The sequence below is a fragment of the Aliterella sp. E5.1 genome (assembly GCF_057473825.1).
This window is the reverse complement of sequence record NZ_JBYCCV010000010.1, coordinates 28,759-47,331: the sequence shown is the minus strand read 5'-3', so window position 1 is coordinate 47,331 and position 18,573 is coordinate 28,759. Positions and strand designations below refer to the sequence as shown.

Sequence of the window (18,573 nt, the reverse complement as noted above, 5' to 3'; positions counted from 1 at the left end):
CAGTTATAAATATTGTATGCAATTTACAAGTTTGTCGGAACGCCCTAAGTATAGCCAAGCTTAAATAAAAAAGCCTAGGTTTGTAAACGCTAGGCTCTTTCAAACTATATTAAGACTTAGAATTTACTCGTCATCGTCTTCAAAGTCGTCATCATCATCTACATCGTCATCATCATCTACATCGTCTATTTCATCATCAACCAGTTCCTCCTCATCGGGAGTAACCGCACCGCGATCAAAGTTAAATCCTTCTCCCAACCCGCTTTCAAAGCTATAAGCACGAGCCGTGCGATCGTCTAGCACTACATCTAACGGATCGTCGCTCTCCTCAAAAACACTACTAGCATCTAAAGTCGGATCTTCAGAAACCGCAAGTGGCTCTTCATAGGCATTGAACCCCGTACCCGCAGGAATTAAGCGTCCAATAATTACGTTTTCCTTCAAACCCCGCAGCCAATCTGACTTACCTTCAATAGCAGCTTCCGTAAGGACTCTTGTAGTTTCTTGGAAAGATGCCGCAGAAATAAAGCTATCAGTATTGAGCGAAGCTTTAGTAATCCCCAATAACATCGGCGTGTATTGAGCTAAAGCGCCGCCTGTAATACTCATGGCTACATTCACCTGCTCGATTTGGCGTAGCTCAATCAACTCTCCAGGCAAAATAGTTGTGTCTCCACCATCATCTACCCGCACTTTAGAAGTCATCTGCCGAACAATAGTCTCGATATGCTTGTCAGCAATATCAATTCCTTGAGATTGATAAACCAACTGCACTTCATTAACCAAGAAGTTTTGCACTTTTTGCAATGCTTCAGTAGAAGCGGCAGAACCTTTTTGTGCGGAATAGTAGTTGAAGAACACCTCCAAAATTTCGTGCGGATTAGCCGGACCATCAGTTAGCTGCATTCCCACATCTACTACCGATCCATCAGAGACTACAGGATTTTGCCCAGGTCCCAAAGGATAATCAGTAATTGTCCCGTTATCTTCAATTACCTTAACGGCAATAGTTTCATCTTCTACTCTAGTTAGTTCTACAGTTCCCGGTCTAATAGCTAGAATACAAGCTTCTTTGGGTTTGCGTGCTTCTAAGAGTTCCTCAATTCTGGGCAATCCTTGAATGATATCTCCAGTTTTAGTCCGCTCAAATACCAGCAAGACTAAGTTGTCTCCTCTTTGCACTAATCCCGCATCATCTACTTGCAACATTGCTCCAGGGCTAACCCGGTAAGGGCGGGCAATGCGTAGAGTAACTTTGTAAGAGCTTGTAGAGAGTTGATTATTTGCTTGGGCGGCTTCTTGTTTGCTTTGGTTGGCAATTTCGATTACTTGAGCGGATTCTTCTATAAACACCCCAGGAGCAATTTCGCTCCCAGCAATTAACAAGCTACCCACTTTGACGCGGGGCTTTTCATTTGTGACTACAGTAAAACAATCCTTTTCTCTTAAAATCAAAATTCGGCGAATCGCCTCCGCACCTTCTCTCACCCCGCGTACAATCCCTGTTTCTTTACACAAAACTTCAGTCCGAGCGACTACAGCTTTCGGGGGAATCTCTTGCCCTTCAACTACATTGAGCCGAGTATTGGTACTGCCTTGGGTAACATCGGCGGGGGTATCTTTACGAATAATTTGTGATTCTAAAATCACTAATTTCAGGCGCTTGATTTCTGAATTTTCCGCATCTGATACAAGCTAAATATCTGCCACAATTGGCGAACCGCCAGTGTATTCAGCCGAGTGCGTTTGATCCATTTCTAGCACTAGCTGAGTCCGCAGTAGTTCAACTCCCTCTACAGATTTCACGCGCTCAGAATCTTTGTAGGGCAATCGACTAACTGCCCGTAGTTCAATCGAGCGACCCTCACCAGTGCTTGATTTTGTACTAGGTACAGAAGGAGAATCGGGTACGGCAAACTCAGTTACAGGGCGCAGTAAAAGCGCTGGACCATTGGAGGATGACTCTATATATTCGATGTAGCGCAACTCTGACGCAACATACCCTGGAATTAATTCCTCTCCAGGTTGCGTAAACGTGCCATCACGGTTTAATACGGATTCTGGATCGTCCAGCATCAGTAATTCACCAGGTTTGATCACTAATTCGCGCAAAATATCATTTTTCTGAGTTACTTCGACGACACCGTTAGTTTCACAGAAAATGTCTCTGACAACTTCTGTACCCGCTTCAACGTATTGACCATCTTCTACATACAACAAGGAAAGATCTTTATTGACTTCGTGAGTTTCTTCAGGTATCCACAGTATTGTGCCGCCCTTAACTACTTCGTAGCCTTGTTTACCTTTACCTTTTTTGGCAACTTCTACTCCCGCATATTTAATTAAGCCACCAGTATTGGTCCGGTATTCGTCAGAAATAAGTTCAGCGACTACTTGACCTGTTTGAACTTTTGTACCTGGGGTTGCTAGGAGCGAGAACATTGCCCCATGATTGGTTTCAATGATGTAATGGTCGCCTTGGCGAGAAGACTGCTCTACGCGCACGGTGGCGGTGTCTAGAACAACGGAAGCTGTGATGATTTCAATTTCACGGGCGCTGTGACCGGACTCAGGGGTGTCGGCAGCCGATCGCACAATCCCACCATGCAGGGTATGGATTTTTGTTTCAGCAAGGACGGTATTGGCATCCACGCGATCGCCATTAACTACACTTGGCTCCGCTCCAGGGGGTAAGTTGTACACTTCTCCCGACAAAATCCAAATCAAGCCACCTCTAGTCGCTGTCGTTGTAGTATTGCCTTGTCTATCGGTTTTTTCTTCTGGTACTAGATCGGCAAATTTGACTTCTCCAGCTAAATCTGACGAAACGTCTTTGGTTGCTTTTTCGGTATGAGCGCGGTTAGTCCGGCTACCGATGGCGACTTCCGCTAGTAATTGATCGGCTTTAACTTTTTGACCGTCCACAATGTAGATAGTCGATCCTTGAGTAACAGGAATAGTTACGGATTTTCCGCTACTTACTTCCAACATCAAGTCGCCATTTGCTTCTACAAATAAAGCCTCTTCACCGTGACGGGTTCTAAAGGGTCTAGTCCGCAGCTTTTTGGGAATGCGGATAGTTCCTTCTTCTTCGCTACGGACTTGACGCGCGACTTCTCCTGTAAATACGCCGCCAGTGTGGAACGTCCGCATTGTTAGCTGAGTTCCAGGTTCGCCAATACTTTGAGCGGCAATAATTCCCACCGCTTCACCCAAGTCTACGAGCTTGGCATGAGCCAAACTCCAGCCGTAGCAGTGTTGGCACACCGATCGCGCGGCTTCGCAAGTTAAGGGACTGCGCACCATTACTTCCTCTACTCCAGCTTTTTGAATTGCGATCGCAGTATCGTCGCACATTGGCTGATTTTTAGGAGAAATTACGGCTTTGGTTTTGGGGTGAACTACGTCTTCTAAGGGTACGCGCCCTAGCAAGCGCGAACTTAGAGGAATCATGATGCGGTCGTTTTCCACCATTGGACGCACCATAATTCCCCGCGTCGTGCCACAATCTACTTCGCGCACAATCACGTCTTGGGATACGTCTACCAAGCGGCGAGTCAAATAACCAGAATCTGCCGTTCTTAAAGCGGTGTCTACAAGTCCTTTTCTAGCTCCGTAAGAAGAAATAATGTACTCTGTTACCGTCAAACCTTCTCTAAAGTTTGTTTTAATTGGTTGGTCGATGATTTCCCCTTGGGGATCGGCCATCAACCCGCGCATTCCTACTAGCTGGCGGACTTGAGAGATATTTCCTCTCGCACCAGAGAACGCCATCATGTATACAGAGTTGAGAGGATCTGTTGCTTTGAAATGCTCCACCACTTCATCTTTAAGGGATTCGGAGGTACTATTCCAAGTATCAATTACCTTTTGAAAACGCTCTACTTCAGTAATCTCTCCGCGTGTATAGCGCTCTTCAGTCGCCAAAATTTCGGTTTCTGCCGCTTCAAGGAGCAGTTTTTTGGTGGGGGGAACCTTCAAGTCATCAACGCTAATAGAGATTCCCGCCACCGTAGCGTAGCGAAAACCCAAATCTTTTAATCGGTCGGCGATCGCGGCGGTTTTGGCAGTGCCATAGTGAGTAAACGCCCAGGCAATCAACTTTTTGAGTTGACCTTTATCTACCACGCGATTGCGGAAAATCATTTCTTTGCCGTCTGCCATTTTTGCCATCCCTTATTTAGTTGATTAGTTGCGAACCGCTTTACTGCAATACTTCTTGAATAGTTTTGTTGTAGATAATCCTGCCGGGAGTAGTACGCACAAACTGGGAAATTAGCTCGCCGTCCGCATCTTCACGACGGCGGATATTATTGTTAGTAATTACTCGCGTGCCATCACTGAGCTTTTCTACCTTCTCTACACCATCATCTTCCGAATCTACCAAGCCATCAAAACGCACCCAAACTTTGGCATGAATATGTACTTGCTTTTGTTCGTACGCCATGATTGCGTCATCTAGAGAAGCAAAATAGCGATCGCCCCCATCATTACTATTCGGATTTTCTGCCGTTAAGTAGTAGCAACCCAACACCATATCTTGACTTGGAGTCACAATCGGTCTTCCCGTAGCCGGAGACAAGATATTATTAGAAGCCAGCATTAGCAACCTTGCCTCCGCTTGACTTTCCAAAGACAAGGGAATGTGTACCGCCATTTGGTCGCCGTCGAAGTCAGCGTTAAAAGCTGGACATACCAAGGGATGCAACTGAATTGCCCGACCTTCTACCAAAATTGGCTCAAAAGCTTGAATTCCCAATCTGTGTAAAGTAGGAGCGCGGTTTAGTAGTACGGGATGCCCTTCAATTACTTCTTCCAAAACGCCCCAGACGCTAGGATCGCCTCGTGAAATCAACTTTTTGGCAGCTTTAATGTTATTGACTACGTTGCCGCGAATCAGCCGATGAATTACAAAGGGTTGAAATAGCTCAATTGCCATTTCTCTTGGCAAACCGCATTGATGAATTTTTAGCTTTGGTCCGACGACAATTACCGATCGCCCAGAATAATCCACCCGTTTTCCGAGCAAGTTTTGCCGGAAACGACCTTGTTTGCCTTCAATAATATCTGATAAAGACTTTAAGGGGCGGTTGTTTGCGCCTACTACCGTCCGTCCGCGCCGTCCGTTGTCAATTAAAGCGTCCACCGCTTCTTGCAACATTCGTTTTTCATTACGGACAATAATTTCTGGCGCTAAAATTTCTTGCAACCTTGCCAAACGATTATTTCGGTTAATCACTCGGCGATAAAGATCGTTTAAGTCGCTAGTAGCAAAACGTCCACCATCCAACTGCACCATTGGGCGCAGGTCGGGAGGGATAACGGGAATTACCTTCATTACCATCGATTCAGGCAAAGATCCAGTAGCAACGAAGTTATCGATTACCCGCAGACGTTTAATTAATTTGGCGCGTTTTTGTCCTTTGGCATTAGCAATTTCTTCGCGTAAGCTTTCTGCCTCGGTTTCTAGTTGAATATCTGCAAGTAGCCGCGCCAATGCTTCTGCGCCGATGCCGACTTCCACACCACTTAGCTCAGATTCTTCGCTATAAAGTTGGTCTTCAATTTCCAGCCACTGATCTTCTGTTAGTAGTTGTTTATAAGTAAGAGTATCGGCGTTACCAGGCGATAGAACTACGTAAGCATTGAAGTAAACAATTTGCTCCACATCCCGCAAAGGCATATCCAGCAAAATAGCAATATAGCTAGGTATACCTTTGAGATACCAAACGTGAGCCACGGGGGCTGCAAGCTTGATAAAACCCATGCGATGGCGGCGGACGCGAGCTTCCGTTACTTCTACACCACAGCGTTCGCAGACAATACCGCGATGTCTAACTCTCTTGTACTTACCGCAATGACATTCCCAATCTTTAGCAGGTCCAAAAATCCGTTCGCAAAATAAGCCATCCATTTCTGGCTTAAGGGTTCGGTAATTAATAGTTTCTGGCTTAGTAACTTCCCCTACCACTTGACCATTTGGTAGAGTTCGTTCTCCCCACTGCCGAATTCTCTCAGGGGAGGCGATGCCAATTTTTACATAATCAAATTGCGTGACTTGTGGCGTTCTCATAAGTTAAGTAAGAAGGGGGAGAGGAATAGATTGCACATTTTCGCCAGGATAAAAAGCTAGAAGTAAATTTTGTTACTTCTAGCTTTTGGCTATACTTCTTCTTCGAGTGCTTCGCGACTAAGAGATTCGTAAGTAGGACGATTGGGAGTCCGACGACCCCCAGTATCTGCCATCAAATCAATTTCCACATCTAAAGAACTGCCATCAGACTGAAGTTCTACTTTATGGACAGCAATATCTAAGCCCAGGGATTGCAATTCTCGCATCAACACTTTAAACGACTCTGGCGTACCGGGACGGGGAATTGCTTTCCCTTTAACGATCGCATTTAAGGCTTCATTGCGTCCCTGCATATCGTCAGACTTGACTGTCAGCAATTCTTGCAAGGTGTAAGCCGCACCAAATGCTTCTAGCGCCCACACTTCCATTTCTCCAAATCTTTGACCGCCTTGTTGCGCTTTGCCACCCAAAGGCTGCTGCGTAACTAAGGAGTAAGGACCTGTAGAACGAGCGTGAATCTTGTCATCAACTAAATGCACCAGCTTCAGCATATAAGCTATGCCCACCGTTACTGGGCGATCGAAGGGTTCTCCCGTCCGCCCGTCATACAATTGAATTTTTCCTGGGGCTTCGGGGTCAAACAACCAATCTTTCCCAGTTTCTTCTCGCGCTTCCGTCAATTTTCCATGCACGATTGTTCTTGATGATTCTTCTCCATACATTTCATCAAAGGGAGTAATCTTAAACCGCAGTCCGAGATTTTCTCCAGCCCAACCGAGCAAGCATTCAAATACCTGTCCGACGTTCATCCGCGATGGTACGCCTAAAGGATTGAGAACGATGTCTACGGGAGATCCATCAGGCAAATAAGGCATATCTTCTACAGGCAAAATTCGAGAAATAATTCCTTTATTGCCGTGCCGTCCTGCCATTTTGTCGCCGACTTGAATTTTACGCTTTTGCGCTACATACACCCGGACTACCATGTTAGCGCCCGGTGGCAATTCGTCGCCTTGTTCGCGGGTAAACACGCGCACGTCTACTACTCGCCCTTTTTCACCGTTAGGTACGCGCAAAGAGTTATCGCGGACATCCCTAGCTTTTTCACCAAAGATTGCTCTTAGTAGTTTTTCTTCCGGTGGTTGATCCGATTCTCCTTTAGGAGTGACTTTGCCGACTAGAATGTCTCCCGAATCTACCCAAGCACCAATACCAATAATTCCTTGTTCGTCGAGTTGGCGTAAAGCATCTTCACCGACGTTGGGGATTTCTCTGGTAATTTCCTCTGGTCCTAGCTTGGTTTGTCTTGCTTCAATTTCGTATTTTTCAACGTGGATTGAAGTATAAGTATCGTCTTGGACGAGTTTTTCACAAATTAAGATCGCATCTTCGTAGTTGTAACCTTCCCAAGGCATATAAGCTACAGTGATATTCTGCCCTAGCGCGAGTTCTCCGCCTTCCGTAGAAGATCCATCGGCAAGAACCTGTCCGGCAACTACGCGATCGCCAAATCGCACTAAAGGTCGCTGATTCAAACAGGTATCTTGGTTAGAACGCTGATACTTAGATATTGGATACTCAATTTCTTGAGGTGCAAAATTTGTTTGAGCGTCTCTAGTAATTTCTTTACTCTTGACTCGGATGCGAATTTTGGTGGCATCTACATAAGCGACTTCGCCATCGGTACGGCTAACTATCACCATGCCAGAGTCGCGCGCAGCTTGTGCTTCTAGCCCTGTACCCACTAAAGGACGCTCTGGCTTAAGTAATGGCACGGCTTGCCGTTGCATATTCGACCCCATTAGCGCCCGGTTAGCGTCGTCATGCTCCAAAAAGGGAATAAGACTCGTTGCGACCGAGACAATTTGTACGGGAGATACCGCCACGTAGTCCACTTGATCGGGAGTAGTGCTGGCAAATTCCTGGCGATAACGCACAGTGACTTTTTTACCCAAAATTTGACCGTTTTCATCAATGGGGAGGTCGCCTGGTGCTACTCGCAAATCATCTTCTTCGTCCGCCGTCATATATACAGGCGGCTTATCAAACTGAACGATGCCGTTTTCTACAGGTCTAAAGGGTGTCTCTAAAAAGCCGTACTGATTGACTTTAGCATGGGTTGCTAAAGAGCCAATTAACCCCGCGTTTGGTCCTTCTGGCGTTTCCACCGGACAAATTCGCCCGTAGTGGGAGGGATGAATATCTCTAACTGCAAAACCTGCACGTTCGCGGGTCAATCCGCCAGGTCCAAGGGCTGACAAGCGGCGCTTGTGGGTAAGTTCAGCTAAGGGATTGGTTTGATCCATGAACTGACTTAATTGGCTAGAACCAAAAAACTCTTTAATTGCTGCTACCAAGGGCTTAGGATTGACTAAGGAGGCGGGACTTAAAGTGTCAGGATCGGAGACAGTCATGCGTTCGCGAATGATCCGCTCTAATCGATTCAAGCCGACTCTAACTTGGTTTTGCAACAGTTCGCCTACACTTCTCACCCGCCGATTGCCCAAGTGGTCGATATCGTCGATACTACCCATATCAAACTCTAAGTTGATTAGGTAGTCAACGGCAGCCAAAATATCAATTGGTGTCAGGACTCTAGTGGTATCGGGGATGGATAGCCGCAGCTTTTTATTAATTTTGTAGCGTCCTACCCGCCCTAAGTCGTAACGCTTGGGGTCGAAAAAGCGAGACTCTAACAATTGATTACCACCAGATACTGTAGGTGGTTCCCCTGGTCGCAACTTGCGATACAACTCCATCAGGGCATCGTCTTCGCTAAATTGCCCTTCTTTTTCAATCGTTTTTTGAAAATACTCTGGGTGACGTAGAGAATCAAAAATCTCGTTATCTGATAATCCGAGAGCTTTCAATAGCACTTGGGCTGATAATTTGCGGGTTTTATCAATTCTTACCCAAACTAAGCCATTGCGGTCAGTTTCAAATTTTAGCCACGCTCCTCGGTTAGGTATTAAACTAGCAGAATAAGTACGGCGACCATTTTTATCAACTTCGGACTTGTAGTACACTCCAGGACTACGCACGATTTGGTTGACGATTGCCCGTTCTGCACCGTTAATAATAAATGTGCCGCGATCGGTCATGAGCGGCAAATCGCCAATAAATACTTCTTGCTCTTTAATTTCCCCGTTCTCTTTATTAATCAATCGGGTGGGTACGTACATTTGTACCGCATAGCTGCTATCGCGCCGTTTTGCTTCGTCTACGTCGTACTTTGGCTGCTTGAGTTTGTAGTTATGACCTAAAAAATGTAATTCTAATTTACCCGTATAGTCAGTAATTGGTGAGAAGCTATTAAGTTCTTCAATTAGTCCTTCTTCTAAAAACCAACGGAAGCTAGAACGCTGAATGTCAATTAAGTCGGGTAGCAAAAAGGCAGGTTCAATGTAGTTGTCAGTGGTCATGCGTTTTTATACTTATTGCTGCTGGTATGTATTCAACGGGCGGAAATCCTTTTCTACTGCTTGCGCTTTGCTATTTAACAGGTACGCAGTGATTGCTAACAAAAAATTTTTTCATATTCAAAAGATGACTTATTGCCAACTCTAGCTATTTATCATTGTGCAGGATTTGTAGTATCGTCATTCTAGGGGTGAATTATTACGGCATTGTTTTAGCTAGTATCATCCACGTAAGTTTGAGCGCGATCGCTAGACATTTTTGCAGTCAAGTTGCCGATAATATAGTATGGACAACAAAAATTCTCCACTTGCGACTTGTTTGCTCTTAAGATCCCTTGGTTGTAGAGCTTTAAGGGTTTAGATTGGCGGCTTTGTAGAATTTTTCCTAGCAAAATTGACTACAATTGCTTGACCCTTAACTATTATGACTTTTTTCCCCTTCATTGGTCGCTTTAGAATTAGACTGAGAGATTAAACAGTTTACAAGCATTCGCCGTAGTTGTTTGAGCAATTTCTTCGACCGTTACGTCACGCAATTGAGCAATAGCTTGGGCTACGTGCAGAACAAAGGCTGGCTCATTGCGTTTATGCCCTCTTTTGGGGACTGGAGCCAAAAAAGGGCAATCTGTTTCAATTAGTAGGCGATCTTTGTTGACAATTTGAGCGCTTTGATGAATCTGCTGAGCATTTTTAAAAGTCACTGTACCGCTAAAACTAATGTAGAACCCTAAGTCTAAAAACCATTTGGTTTCTTCTGGCGTTCCTCCCCAGCAGTGCATTACACCTTGGATTTGATGAGAGTTGTTTGCTTGCCAAGATTGCAAAATTTGTTTTAGTTGTGCCGCAGCATCCCGACAGTGGATAATTACAGGCAAGTTCAATTGTGCAGCGATATCTAGTTGGGATTCTAAAACTAGGCGCTGCTGGACTATATTGTTTGCCCTATAACAATCTAAGCCTGTCTCGCCAATTGCTACTACTTTGGCATCAGAACTAGCCAACGCCAATATTTCCTCAGCCATTTTCTGCGTCCATTTGTCTGCATCTAGGGGATGCAAACCCACAGCAAAATTGATTTCAGGATAGGTATTAGCTAGCTTTTGAATGCGGGTAAATTCGCTAGGCTCTACACAAGAGTGGACGAGCTTTACTACACCATTTTCTTGCCAACGCGATCGCACTACTTTTATATCTGGCTCAAACACATCAAAGTTTAGATGAACATGAGAGTCTATCAGCTGCATGATTTTTTTAAGCTGTAGTTCTTGCTGCTAAGCGATTTGACGCTAAAAGTTGATGCTAGAGAGCCTCTTAGGGAGCGCTGCTGATGCTAGCTTCTTTTCTTTTCAAACTGTTGGCAAGGATTGATTTTTTCCTCGCACCATTATTTCGATGCAGTACCTTGCACTTTACGGCTTTATCGATTTTGCTAAATGCCGCCGACATATGCTTTTCTACTTCTTGCTTTGCTTCAGGAGTAGGATTGACCGCATAGCTATCTACGGCGGTGAGGTACTTTTTCATCAGGGTTTTGACGGCTGACTTGTAAGCTTTATTACGCAAGCGATTTCTTTCCGCGACTTGGATGCGCTTGATAGCAGATTTGATATTTGCCACAATTAATTCAGAAAAACTACTGTTATATAGACAAAATACTAGATGTACTAATATAACACTGATATTACAATAATTGGTATGGATGGAAAAGAAAAATCCGCGTTAAGCTATATAAGTAGCGAGTATCGGTGAACTTGACCCGCCTTAAGGGGCGAATAATGGCAAGGAAGCAGTACGCGCTATAACTAGCACTAACTCCAAAATTGATTGTATTGCGAACTTCATGCTGCGAATTATTACTCAGCAAGGCGAGGTACAAGCAGAACTACAAAGGATCTGCGATCGCACCCAGGACGACCAGGTGCACCACAAAGAAGCGACAGTCCGAGAAGTACTTCAGGCAGTAAAGCGCCAGGGAGACAAAGCCGTACTGCACTATACAGCAGAATTTGATAATCAAGAACTCCAAGTAGAAGACTTGCGTGTTAGTGGCTCCGAATTGGACGCGGCTTATCAGCAAGTATCAAAGGAGTTATTGAGCGCGATTCGTTTGGCTTGTCAAAATATAGAAGCATTCCATCGCCAACGCATCCCTAAGTCGTGGGTACAATTTGGGGAGCTAGATGTTGTGTTGGGCAAACGTTATACCCCCGTAGACCGAGCAGGGTTGTACGTGCCTGGAGGTAGAGCCGCCTACCCTAGTACGGTACTTATGAATGCAATTCCAGCAAAAGTAGCTGGCGTACCTAGAAGAGTAATAGTCACGCCTCCAGGGGTGGGAAAAACTATCAACCCCGCCGTGCTAGTCGCCGCGCAGGAAGCGGGAGTAGAAGAAATTTATCGCGTAGGTGGAGCGCAAGCGATCGCTGCTTTAGCTTACGGAACCGAGACAATTCCCAAAGTAAATGTGATTACCGGACCCGGCAATATCTACGTCACTTTGGCAAAAAAATTAGTCTATGGAACTGTAGGTATTGACTCCTTGGCTGGACCCTCAGAAGTGCTAGTTATTGCCGATACTGGGGCTAACCCCGAACACTTAGCTGCCGACTTACTAGCCCAAGCAGAACACGATCCGATGGCTGCGGCGATTTTACTTACCACTGATAGTAGGGTAGCGCTGAAAGTACAAGCAGCCGTGGAAAGGCAACTATTAGACCACCCACGCCGGACTTTAACGGAAAAAGCGATCGCTCATTATGGACTAATTGCGATCGTCGATTCTCTAGACGTAGCGGTACAGCTATCTAACGAATTTGCCCCAGAACACTTAGAGCTTGAAGTTGCAGAACCTTGGGACTTAATGCCAGATATTCGTCATGCGGGGGCAATTTTTCTTGGCTACTCCACTCCTGAAGCCGTAGGAGACTACCTAGCAGGTCCTAACCATACTCTACCTACTTCTGGCGCTGCTCGTTACGCCTCCGCCTTGGGCGTAGAAACTTTCCTCAAGCACTCTAGTATTATTCAATATTCTCCAATGGCATTGCAGCAAGTAGCGGGAGCTATTGATGTCCTAGCAAAGGCAGAAGGATTGGTTTCGCACGCGCAATCTGTAGAGCTGCGAGTAGAGGATAATGAGCCTAAAGACTGGAAACGACAAGAGTAGTTTTCAGTATCAACTTTGAAGGAGACAATTGCAGTGTTAAACATAATTGTGGTAGCTCTAGACAGCTCCGAGCTTTCCGATCGGGTAATTGAGACAATCCAACAACTGCAATTGTCACCTTCTGCCAAAATTATTCTTGCCCATGCGATTCCTGCATCAGATTCTGAATTGGAAATAGCTGCCGATCGCCCTCAAAGTGAAGCTGAGACAATTCCTTACCGCCACATTGAAAAGCAGTTGCAAGCTTACCAAGCCTGTTTGCCCTTTGAAAGCGAACTAGAAATTGTCACGGGAGATCCAGCCGAAGAAATTATTCGGTTAGCAAATATATATCATGCTGATTTAATTGCGATCGGCAGTCGCGGATTGACTGGGGTAAAGCGAATTTTACAAGGTTCTGTAAGCAGCCAAGTTGTAGAAGATGCCACCTGTTCAGTGCTAGTAGTTAAGCCCTCAGTGTGATAGTTATGAAAATGCGATCGCGTATTTTTATTAACAGTTGTATTTTTGAATAGCTGCCGATTTAACCATGATGCAAAAAATCCTAGTTATAGCCGTAAGTTTGACAACATTACTTGCCCCAAGCCCAGCGAAAAGTCAGTTAATACCCCAGCCTTGGGTATCTGTAGGGATCAACGATAGCGATCCTACTTTTGCTTTAGGAGCAAGAGCAATAAATTGGGGAGTTGAGCTAGGGACGGGTGCAGACGGCGCTACAGGGGTAGATGTACTGAAATTTATTAGCGTACCCCTAGTTTCTCCTTACGTAGGCTTAGGATTGTATTCCGCAGATAAAGGCGTAGCAGTTTCTGGTGGCGTTCAAGTGGGTGCAACAGATAATATTTTTGTTGGCGTTGGCTACAATACGGTTCGAGGTATTAACGGACAATTAGGAGTGAGATTTTAGTAAACTTATCTACTTGATTGATAAAAGCCCGTTAGCTTCAGTTATTAGCCTAGGGTGTTGCCTTGGGCTGACTTGTTTGAGTTAAAAACTGACGTAGGTTTAACAAGCTCAAAGTTTGTCCTGCACTTAATGGCAATAGAGATATGCCTTCCAGGTGCGACTGAACCCAACCTTCTCCCCAGTACCACTCGTGAAAGCCATCAATCCCTTGACTGAGTATGAGGCGCAGACTCTCTGGCGTAGCTACTTCTACTTGATGATGAATTGGGACAAACCCAGTCCAGTTCGTAAAGGTAAGTCCTGGGTGTAATTGTTCTGGCATTCCAGGGTTGAAGCGTTCAAACCACAGCCATTGTTGCAACTGCCTAGGGCAAAGTAGGCTATCTCGGATGGTATCAAAGGAAGCTGAAACTTCTATGCGGATTTGGCTTTGTTGAAATGTACCCAGCATGGCTTTAAATTGTAGCGAGTGTCTTAAGTTCTACTTTCCAGTATGGCAGAATTGAATTTTCCTGCCCCTAACCCATCCGCCTTACTCTCCATCCTAAAATAAAGATATAAAGAATTGTAAGGATTTTCATGGCAGATCAATTAATTCGTGCCACCGCCGCCAATGGTGGAATTAGAGCAGTAGGTGTAATTACAACTCGTCTGACGGAAGAAGCTAGAGGGCGGCATAATCTCTCCTACGTAGCTACGGCGGCGTTAGGTCGTACCATGTCCGCCGGACTGTTGCTTGCTTCAAACATGAAGCGCCCTGGTTCGCGCGTGAATATCAGAGTTAAGGGTAACGGGCTTTTGGGTGGCATTTTGGTAGATGCAGGTTTGGATGGAACGGTACGCGGCTATGTAGATAATCCTGACGTAGAACTACCACCAAATAGTAAAGGCAAACTAGATGTTGGTGGTGCAGTAGGAAAAGAAGGGTATTTGTATGTAGTCCGCGATGTAGGGTACGGATACCCTTACGCTAGTACGGTTGAATTGGTTTCTGGAGAAATTGGCGAAGATGTGGCACATTATCTAGTTACCTCCGAACAAACCCCCTCTGCTTTGGTTGTAGGTGTGTTTGTGGGTGCAAATGGGGTGACAGCTTCAGGAGGGATATTAATTCAAGTATTGCCAAAAGCCGCCAGAGATGAAGCTTTAGTGCAAGTTTTAGAATCGCGAGTAGCTTCGCTTTCGGGTTTTACTCCGCTACTGCAAGCAGGCTTGAACTTACCGGAAATCTTCGAGCAACTACTGGGAGATATGGACTTACAAATATTACCAGAAACTCAGTTAGTGCGTTTTCACTGTGGTTGCTCTGGCGATCGCGTTCTTGGAGCATTAAAAATGTTAGGAGCCGCCGAACTACAAGATATGATTGAAAAAGATAGCGGTGCTGAGGCAACTTGCCACTTTTGTGGAGAAGTATATCAAGCTAGTAGCGATGAACTAGCCCAGCTAATTATTGACTTGCAAACAGAATCTTCAGGGTAAAAGCCTCCCTACTAACTAAAGAGATTTTGGCAGACAATATAGCTTTTTGAACCCTGGAGGGGTACGATGACAACGAGGATTAGCAATCAAGATCGAAGCAAATAGATCGATTTAAAGCTGTTTTTAAATAATAAAGCTGTCAACTAAGCTAATTTATTGAAGGCTGCTGGATCTGTAAGACACTTTGGGTACAAACAATGAGAGAGCCAGGAATTCCTGAAAATTGGTCAACACGGAAATTTGTAAACTGGGGCGATCGTCCAGGATTGCCCAATAATGCAAATTCTCCTCCTGACTCTCCATTGCCAAGTCATAGTAGCTCAGAACCAGGAGAGCTATCATCGCCAACCCCTTCATTAAAATTACAGTCGCTCTCACCCAATCGTAAAAGTAATCGCTCACCGTCACCCCTACCACCAAGTATCAACCCTCCCCCAGAAAAACTACCAAAATGGTTAAAAAACTGGGTTCTTTGGTGGGGAGTTGCAGGTTTAATTAGTAGTGGTGTGGGAATAATCGCAATTTCTATGCTGCTGAAATTGCCCGCAGCTCCCAATTGCCCAGCAATTTTTTGGCCCTTGGCAACGGCAACAGTAAGAATACACTGCGCAGAAGTAGCAGCAAATAAGCAGACAGTAAAAGATTTATTAGCAGCAATTGCCTTAGTCCAAGCTTTGCCTAACAATCATCCATTACGGGCAGAAATAAACCAATCGATCCAGCTATGGACAACAGATATTTTAGACTTGGGCGATCGCGCCTTTCAAGCAGGTAAACTCCAAGATGCGCTCGTCATAGCTAGAAAGATTCCCAAAAATGTCCCTAATTATCAAGTCGTAGAAGAAAAAATCGCTAGTTGGGAAGCTACTTGGAAGCAAGCTGAAACTTATTATCAACAAGCCGAAGCCCAGCTACCACAAAGAGACTGGCATGAGGCGTTTATGGCGGCGGTACGCTTATTAAATGTTGGCAACGATTATTGGGCAACGACTAAGTACGAAGAACTAAATCGGCTAATTGAGACGGCAAAAGAAGATGCAAATAATCTTGATAAAGCTGTTGCCTTGGGCAAGCGGGGTGGTTTGGATAATGCACTTGCAGCAATTAAACTAGCCCAAGAAATCGGTACGAGTAGTTACAGCTATAAAGATGCTCAAATATTAATTCCTAAATTAGGGCAAGAAATGCTCGATCTTGCTCAATCAGCCTTAGATAGAAAAGATGCGGATGAAGCAATTTCTATTGCTAACCAAATTCCCGCAAGTACCAATTTGCAACTAGCAGCAAGAGATTTTGTTACTACTGCCGAAGCTTGGCGTAGTGCATGGTTAAATAATGTGTCAGGACTAGAGGGTGCGATCGCGATCGCTCAAAAAATTGCTCAAGATCGCCCCTTGTACAACAAAGCCCAAGAATTAATTGCGCTTTGGCAGCTAGAAATTGAAGATGTAGCTCATCTACAAAGAGCTAGAGAACTAGCTCAAGGCGGAACAGTAGGCGACTTAACCGCCGCTATTGCTCAAGCTGAAGTTATACCCGATAAAAATCCTCGTGCTATCGAAGCTAAAGATGAAGTAAATCGTTGGCGTACGAAGGTAGAAACTATTGAAGATCGTCCTTATTTAATCCGGGCGGAAGAATTGGCATCGGCAGAGGATACGGGTTCTTTGCAAGCTGCGATCAATGAAGCAAGTCAAATTGGTAAGGGACGAGCTTTATACTCGCAAGCACGGCGCAAAATTCGCTCTTGGCAGCAGCAAATTGAGCAAATTGAAGATCGTCCCCTGTTAGATGAAGCCCGCAGCCTAGCAAGTATTGGTAATTTACCCTCAGCGATTAATACAGCTAGGCAAATTAAACCTGGGCGATCGCTCTCGCGCGAAGCGCAAAGGGAAATCAATGACTGGGAAGGACAAATTAATGCGCGGGTAAATTGGCAAGAAGCAAGGCAGATGGCTTTGCGAGGAACGCCAGAATCGCTAGTAAAAGCAATTAGCATTGCCAACCGGATTCCTAATAGCAGCCCCTTGCGTTACGATGCCAGTTCAGCGATCGCCGAGTGGAGTAATCGTATACTAAGCATCGCTCAAGATCGAGGTCAATCGGATATTCCTGGCGCAATTGCGATCGCTAAGCAAGTTCCCCTGGGTACAGAGGCTTATGCGGGCGCTCAAGACCAAATTACCAGTTGGGAGAGGTTTTTGAATCCGCCCGCCCCCGAACCTGAATCCGCTAACCAAGAGTAGTAGTGTTGCTGGCAATTACTGCTTGACATTCAGCTACAGAAAGGCGCTGTTGCATTGCTGTAACTAAAGCTTCGTAAGTCGTCCAATGCTCTTCAATAATGGTTTTTGCTTGCAACGTACTAAAGCGCTGTTTTAGCTCTTGAGCGGCGGCAGAAAATCCGATTGGTGCAAGTACCCTGCGCAGCTTATCTAAGTCATCCGCCCCACCCTGGGCATTGTTATAAACTAAGTTTTCGGCGGCTATACCTGCCATCCAAAGCGTACAGTAGCGGTCTAATAACTGCGCTTTCAAAACTCCTTGTTGCAGTTGGGAGGCTAATTCTTCATCGGCAAAAGTTACGCCCCCAAGACCAGGCTGTTTTTGTTTTAAAGCTTCCCAAGCGCTAAGCGTATAGCCAGTAACAGGAATATCTAGAAAATGAGCAACTAAAAAGTGTCCCGCTTCATGGCGGAGAATGCGATCGCGGTTTGTAGCTGAAGTCCAAGCAAATAAATCGCTAACTACGGCCGCGCCTTTGCCTTGCAAGCCAAAACTATCAAGGGTTGCAAGCCCCAAAAGCGTAAAAGTAGCGATCGCTGGAATGGTAGGAGACAAGTTAAATAATGGTCCAGCTAAAGTTGAAAGCGTAACTAAAAAAATAGAAATAGCGACTAAATTAAGGGTAGTTTGGCTCATAGAAAAGTATGGGGCGACATTTTTATTATTAAGGGCATCGCATCTATAAAACGTGCGCTCTAAAAAATTAGGTTTAGCGATTAAGTTTAAATGCCTCCAAGAGCGCCAATTGCTGCTCTAAGCTACGATCTAATTTGTCGCCTAGCCTTAGCCTCACCATCACCTATGAATCAATCTAAAGGATTAGTGGAAAATTCACTGTCTATTTCTAAACAATACGAAGACTTGCCAACTACCCATACGCACGAAAACGAACAAGCACCTCACCCCCACGTCCACAGTGAAGAATCCTTACGCAGCATTATCAATCGGCTCTCGCGCTTAGAAGGACATATTCGCGGGATTAAAACAATGGTGCAAGAAAGCCGCCCTTGTCCCGACGTGCTGGTACAAATTGCCGCCGTCCGAGGGGCGTTAGATCGAGTAGCGCGATTAATCTTAGACGAACATTTAACTGAATGTATTGGTAGAGCCGCCCAAGCAGGGAATATTGAAGTAGAAATTCAAGAGCTAAAAGCTGCTCTAGATCGATTTTTACCCTAAAACCAACTTTGACCGTTAGTCCCAAATTAATAATGCTAGAGTTGCAGAAAATTCATCTAAT

General features: G+C 45.1%; 13 protein-coding genes and 1 pseudogene. 6 read left to right on the top strand and 8 right to left on the bottom strand.

Annotated features, from left to right (window positions below; translation table 11 throughout):
• Positions 1-123: 123 nt before the first annotated feature.
• The 6 genes and pseudogenes from AC2VE5_RS06025 to rpsT form a co-directional block, all read right to left on the bottom strand.
• A pseudogene (locus AC2VE5_RS06025) lies at positions 124-4,164 on the bottom strand (DNA-directed RNA polymerase subunit beta').
• Between the two features lie 40 nt (positions 4,165-4,204).
• Complete coding sequence (locus tag AC2VE5_RS06020; protein WP_486886872.1) at positions 4,205-6,073, bottom strand: DNA-directed RNA polymerase subunit gamma; 1,869 nt, start codon at positions 6,071-6,073, stop codon at positions 4,205-4,207.
• Between the two features lie 89 nt (positions 6,074-6,162).
• Positions 6,163-9,495 carry a DNA-directed RNA polymerase subunit beta gene (gene rpoB / locus AC2VE5_RS06015; RefSeq protein WP_486886871.1) on the bottom strand — a complete coding sequence of 1,111 codons (3,333 nt, stop codon included), beginning with the start codon at positions 9,493-9,495 and terminating at the stop codon, positions 6,163-6,165.
• A 209-nt stretch (positions 9,496-9,704) separates the two neighbouring features.
• Positions 9,705-9,884 carry a hypothetical protein gene (locus tag AC2VE5_RS06010; RefSeq protein WP_486886870.1) on the bottom strand — a complete coding sequence of 60 codons (180 nt, stop codon included), beginning with the start codon at positions 9,882-9,884 and terminating at the stop codon, positions 9,705-9,707.
• 66 nt (positions 9,885-9,950) lie between these two features.
• Positions 9,951-10,736, bottom strand: a complete 786-nt coding sequence (locus tag AC2VE5_RS06005; RefSeq protein WP_486886869.1) for a TatD family hydrolase — start codon at positions 10,734-10,736, stop codon at positions 9,951-9,953.
• Positions 10,737-10,803: 67 nt separating this feature from the next.
• Complete coding sequence (gene rpsT / locus AC2VE5_RS06000; protein WP_486886868.1) at positions 10,804-11,109, bottom strand: 30S ribosomal protein S20; 306 nt, start codon at positions 11,107-11,109, stop codon at positions 10,804-10,806.
• A 223-nt stretch (positions 11,110-11,332) separates the two neighbouring features.
• Between rpsT and hisD the strand changes: the two genes are divergently transcribed.
• From hisD to AC2VE5_RS05985, 3 genes are all read left to right on the top strand, one after another.
• Positions 11,333-12,658: a histidinol dehydrogenase gene (hisD, locus tag AC2VE5_RS05995; protein ID WP_486886867.1), complete on the top strand. Its 1,326-nt coding sequence runs from the start codon at positions 11,333-11,335 to the stop codon at positions 12,656-12,658.
• Positions 12,659-12,691: 33 nt separating this feature from the next.
• Entirely contained in the window at positions 12,692-13,120 is a 429-nt protein-coding gene (locus AC2VE5_RS05990) for a universal stress protein (protein ID WP_486886866.1), read from the top strand.
• 70 nt (positions 13,121-13,190) lie between these two features.
• On the top strand, positions 13,191-13,565 hold the full coding sequence (locus tag AC2VE5_RS05985) for a hypothetical protein (RefSeq protein WP_486886919.1): 375 nt from the start codon (positions 13,191-13,193) through the stop codon (positions 13,563-13,565).
• Positions 13,566-13,614: 49 nt separating this feature from the next.
• On the opposite strand, the gene AC2VE5_RS05980 is transcribed toward AC2VE5_RS05985, so the two are convergent.
• On the bottom strand, positions 13,615-14,016 hold the full coding sequence (locus AC2VE5_RS05980) for a hypothetical protein (RefSeq protein ID WP_486886865.1): 402 nt from the start codon (positions 14,014-14,016) through the stop codon (positions 13,615-13,617).
• Positions 14,017-14,144: 128 nt separating this feature from the next.
• On the opposite strand from AC2VE5_RS05980, the gene hslO reads away from it, so the two are divergent.
• Positions 14,145-15,047 carry an Hsp33 family molecular chaperone HslO gene (hslO, locus tag AC2VE5_RS05975; protein ID WP_486886864.1) on the top strand — a complete coding sequence of 301 codons (903 nt, stop codon included), beginning with the start codon at positions 14,145-14,147 and terminating at the stop codon, positions 15,045-15,047.
• Positions 15,048-15,244: 197 nt separating this feature from the next.
• Entirely contained in the window at positions 15,245-17,293 is a 2,049-nt protein-coding gene (locus AC2VE5_RS05970) for a chromosome segregation ATPase (protein WP_486886863.1), read from the top strand.
• Here AC2VE5_RS05970 and AC2VE5_RS05965 read toward each other — a convergent pair.
• The gene (locus AC2VE5_RS05965) at positions 17,280-17,969 is read right to left on the bottom strand and encodes an ATP-dependent Zn protease (protein ID WP_486886862.1); all 690 of its coding nucleotides are present in this window, start codon (positions 17,967-17,969) and stop codon (positions 17,280-17,282) included. The two genes, AC2VE5_RS05970 and AC2VE5_RS05965, sit on opposite strands and share 14 nt — an antisense overlap.
• Before the next feature lie 165 nt (positions 17,970-18,134).
• Here AC2VE5_RS05965 and AC2VE5_RS05960 point away from each other — a divergent pair, with 165 nt between their 5' ends.
• A complete protein-coding gene (locus tag AC2VE5_RS05960; protein ID WP_486886918.1) occupies positions 18,135-18,512 on the top strand; it encodes a metal-sensing transcriptional repressor in 378 nt (125 codons plus the stop codon).
• Positions 18,513-18,573: the final 61 nt, after the last annotated feature.

Bases quoted from the DNA above. Each gene is read 5' to 3' on its own strand.
- AC2VE5_RS05965 (WP_486886862.1), bottom strand. From the start codon at position 17,969: ATGAGCCAAACTACCCTTAATTTAGTCGCTATTTCTATTTTTTTAGTT.
- rpoB (WP_486886871.1), bottom strand. From the start codon at position 9,495: ATGACCACTGACAACTACATTGAACCTGCCTTTTTGCTACCCGACTTA.
- AC2VE5_RS05960 (WP_486886918.1), top strand. From the start codon at position 18,135: ATGAATCAATCTAAAGGATTAGTGGAAAATTCACTGTCTATTTCTAAA.
- AC2VE5_RS05985 (WP_486886919.1), top strand. From the start codon at position 13,191: ATGCAAAAAATCCTAGTTATAGCCGTAAGTTTGACAACATTACTTGCC.
- AC2VE5_RS06020 (WP_486886872.1), bottom strand. From the start codon at position 6,073: ATGAGAACGCCACAAGTCACGCAATTTGATTATGTAAAAATTGGCATC.
- AC2VE5_RS05970 (WP_486886863.1), top strand. From the start codon at position 15,245: ATGAGAGAGCCAGGAATTCCTGAAAATTGGTCAACACGGAAATTTGTA.
- hslO (WP_486886864.1), top strand. From the start codon at position 14,145: ATGGCAGATCAATTAATTCGTGCCACCGCCGCCAATGGTGGAATTAGA.
- hisD (WP_486886867.1), top strand. From the start codon at position 11,333: ATGCTGCGAATTATTACTCAGCAAGGCGAGGTACAAGCAGAACTACAA.
- AC2VE5_RS05980 (WP_486886865.1), bottom strand. From the start codon at position 14,016: ATGCTGGGTACATTTCAACAAAGCCAAATCCGCATAGAAGTTTCAGCT.
- AC2VE5_RS06005 (WP_486886869.1), bottom strand. From the start codon at position 10,736: ATGCAGCTGATAGACTCTCATGTTCATCTAAACTTTGATGTGTTTGAG.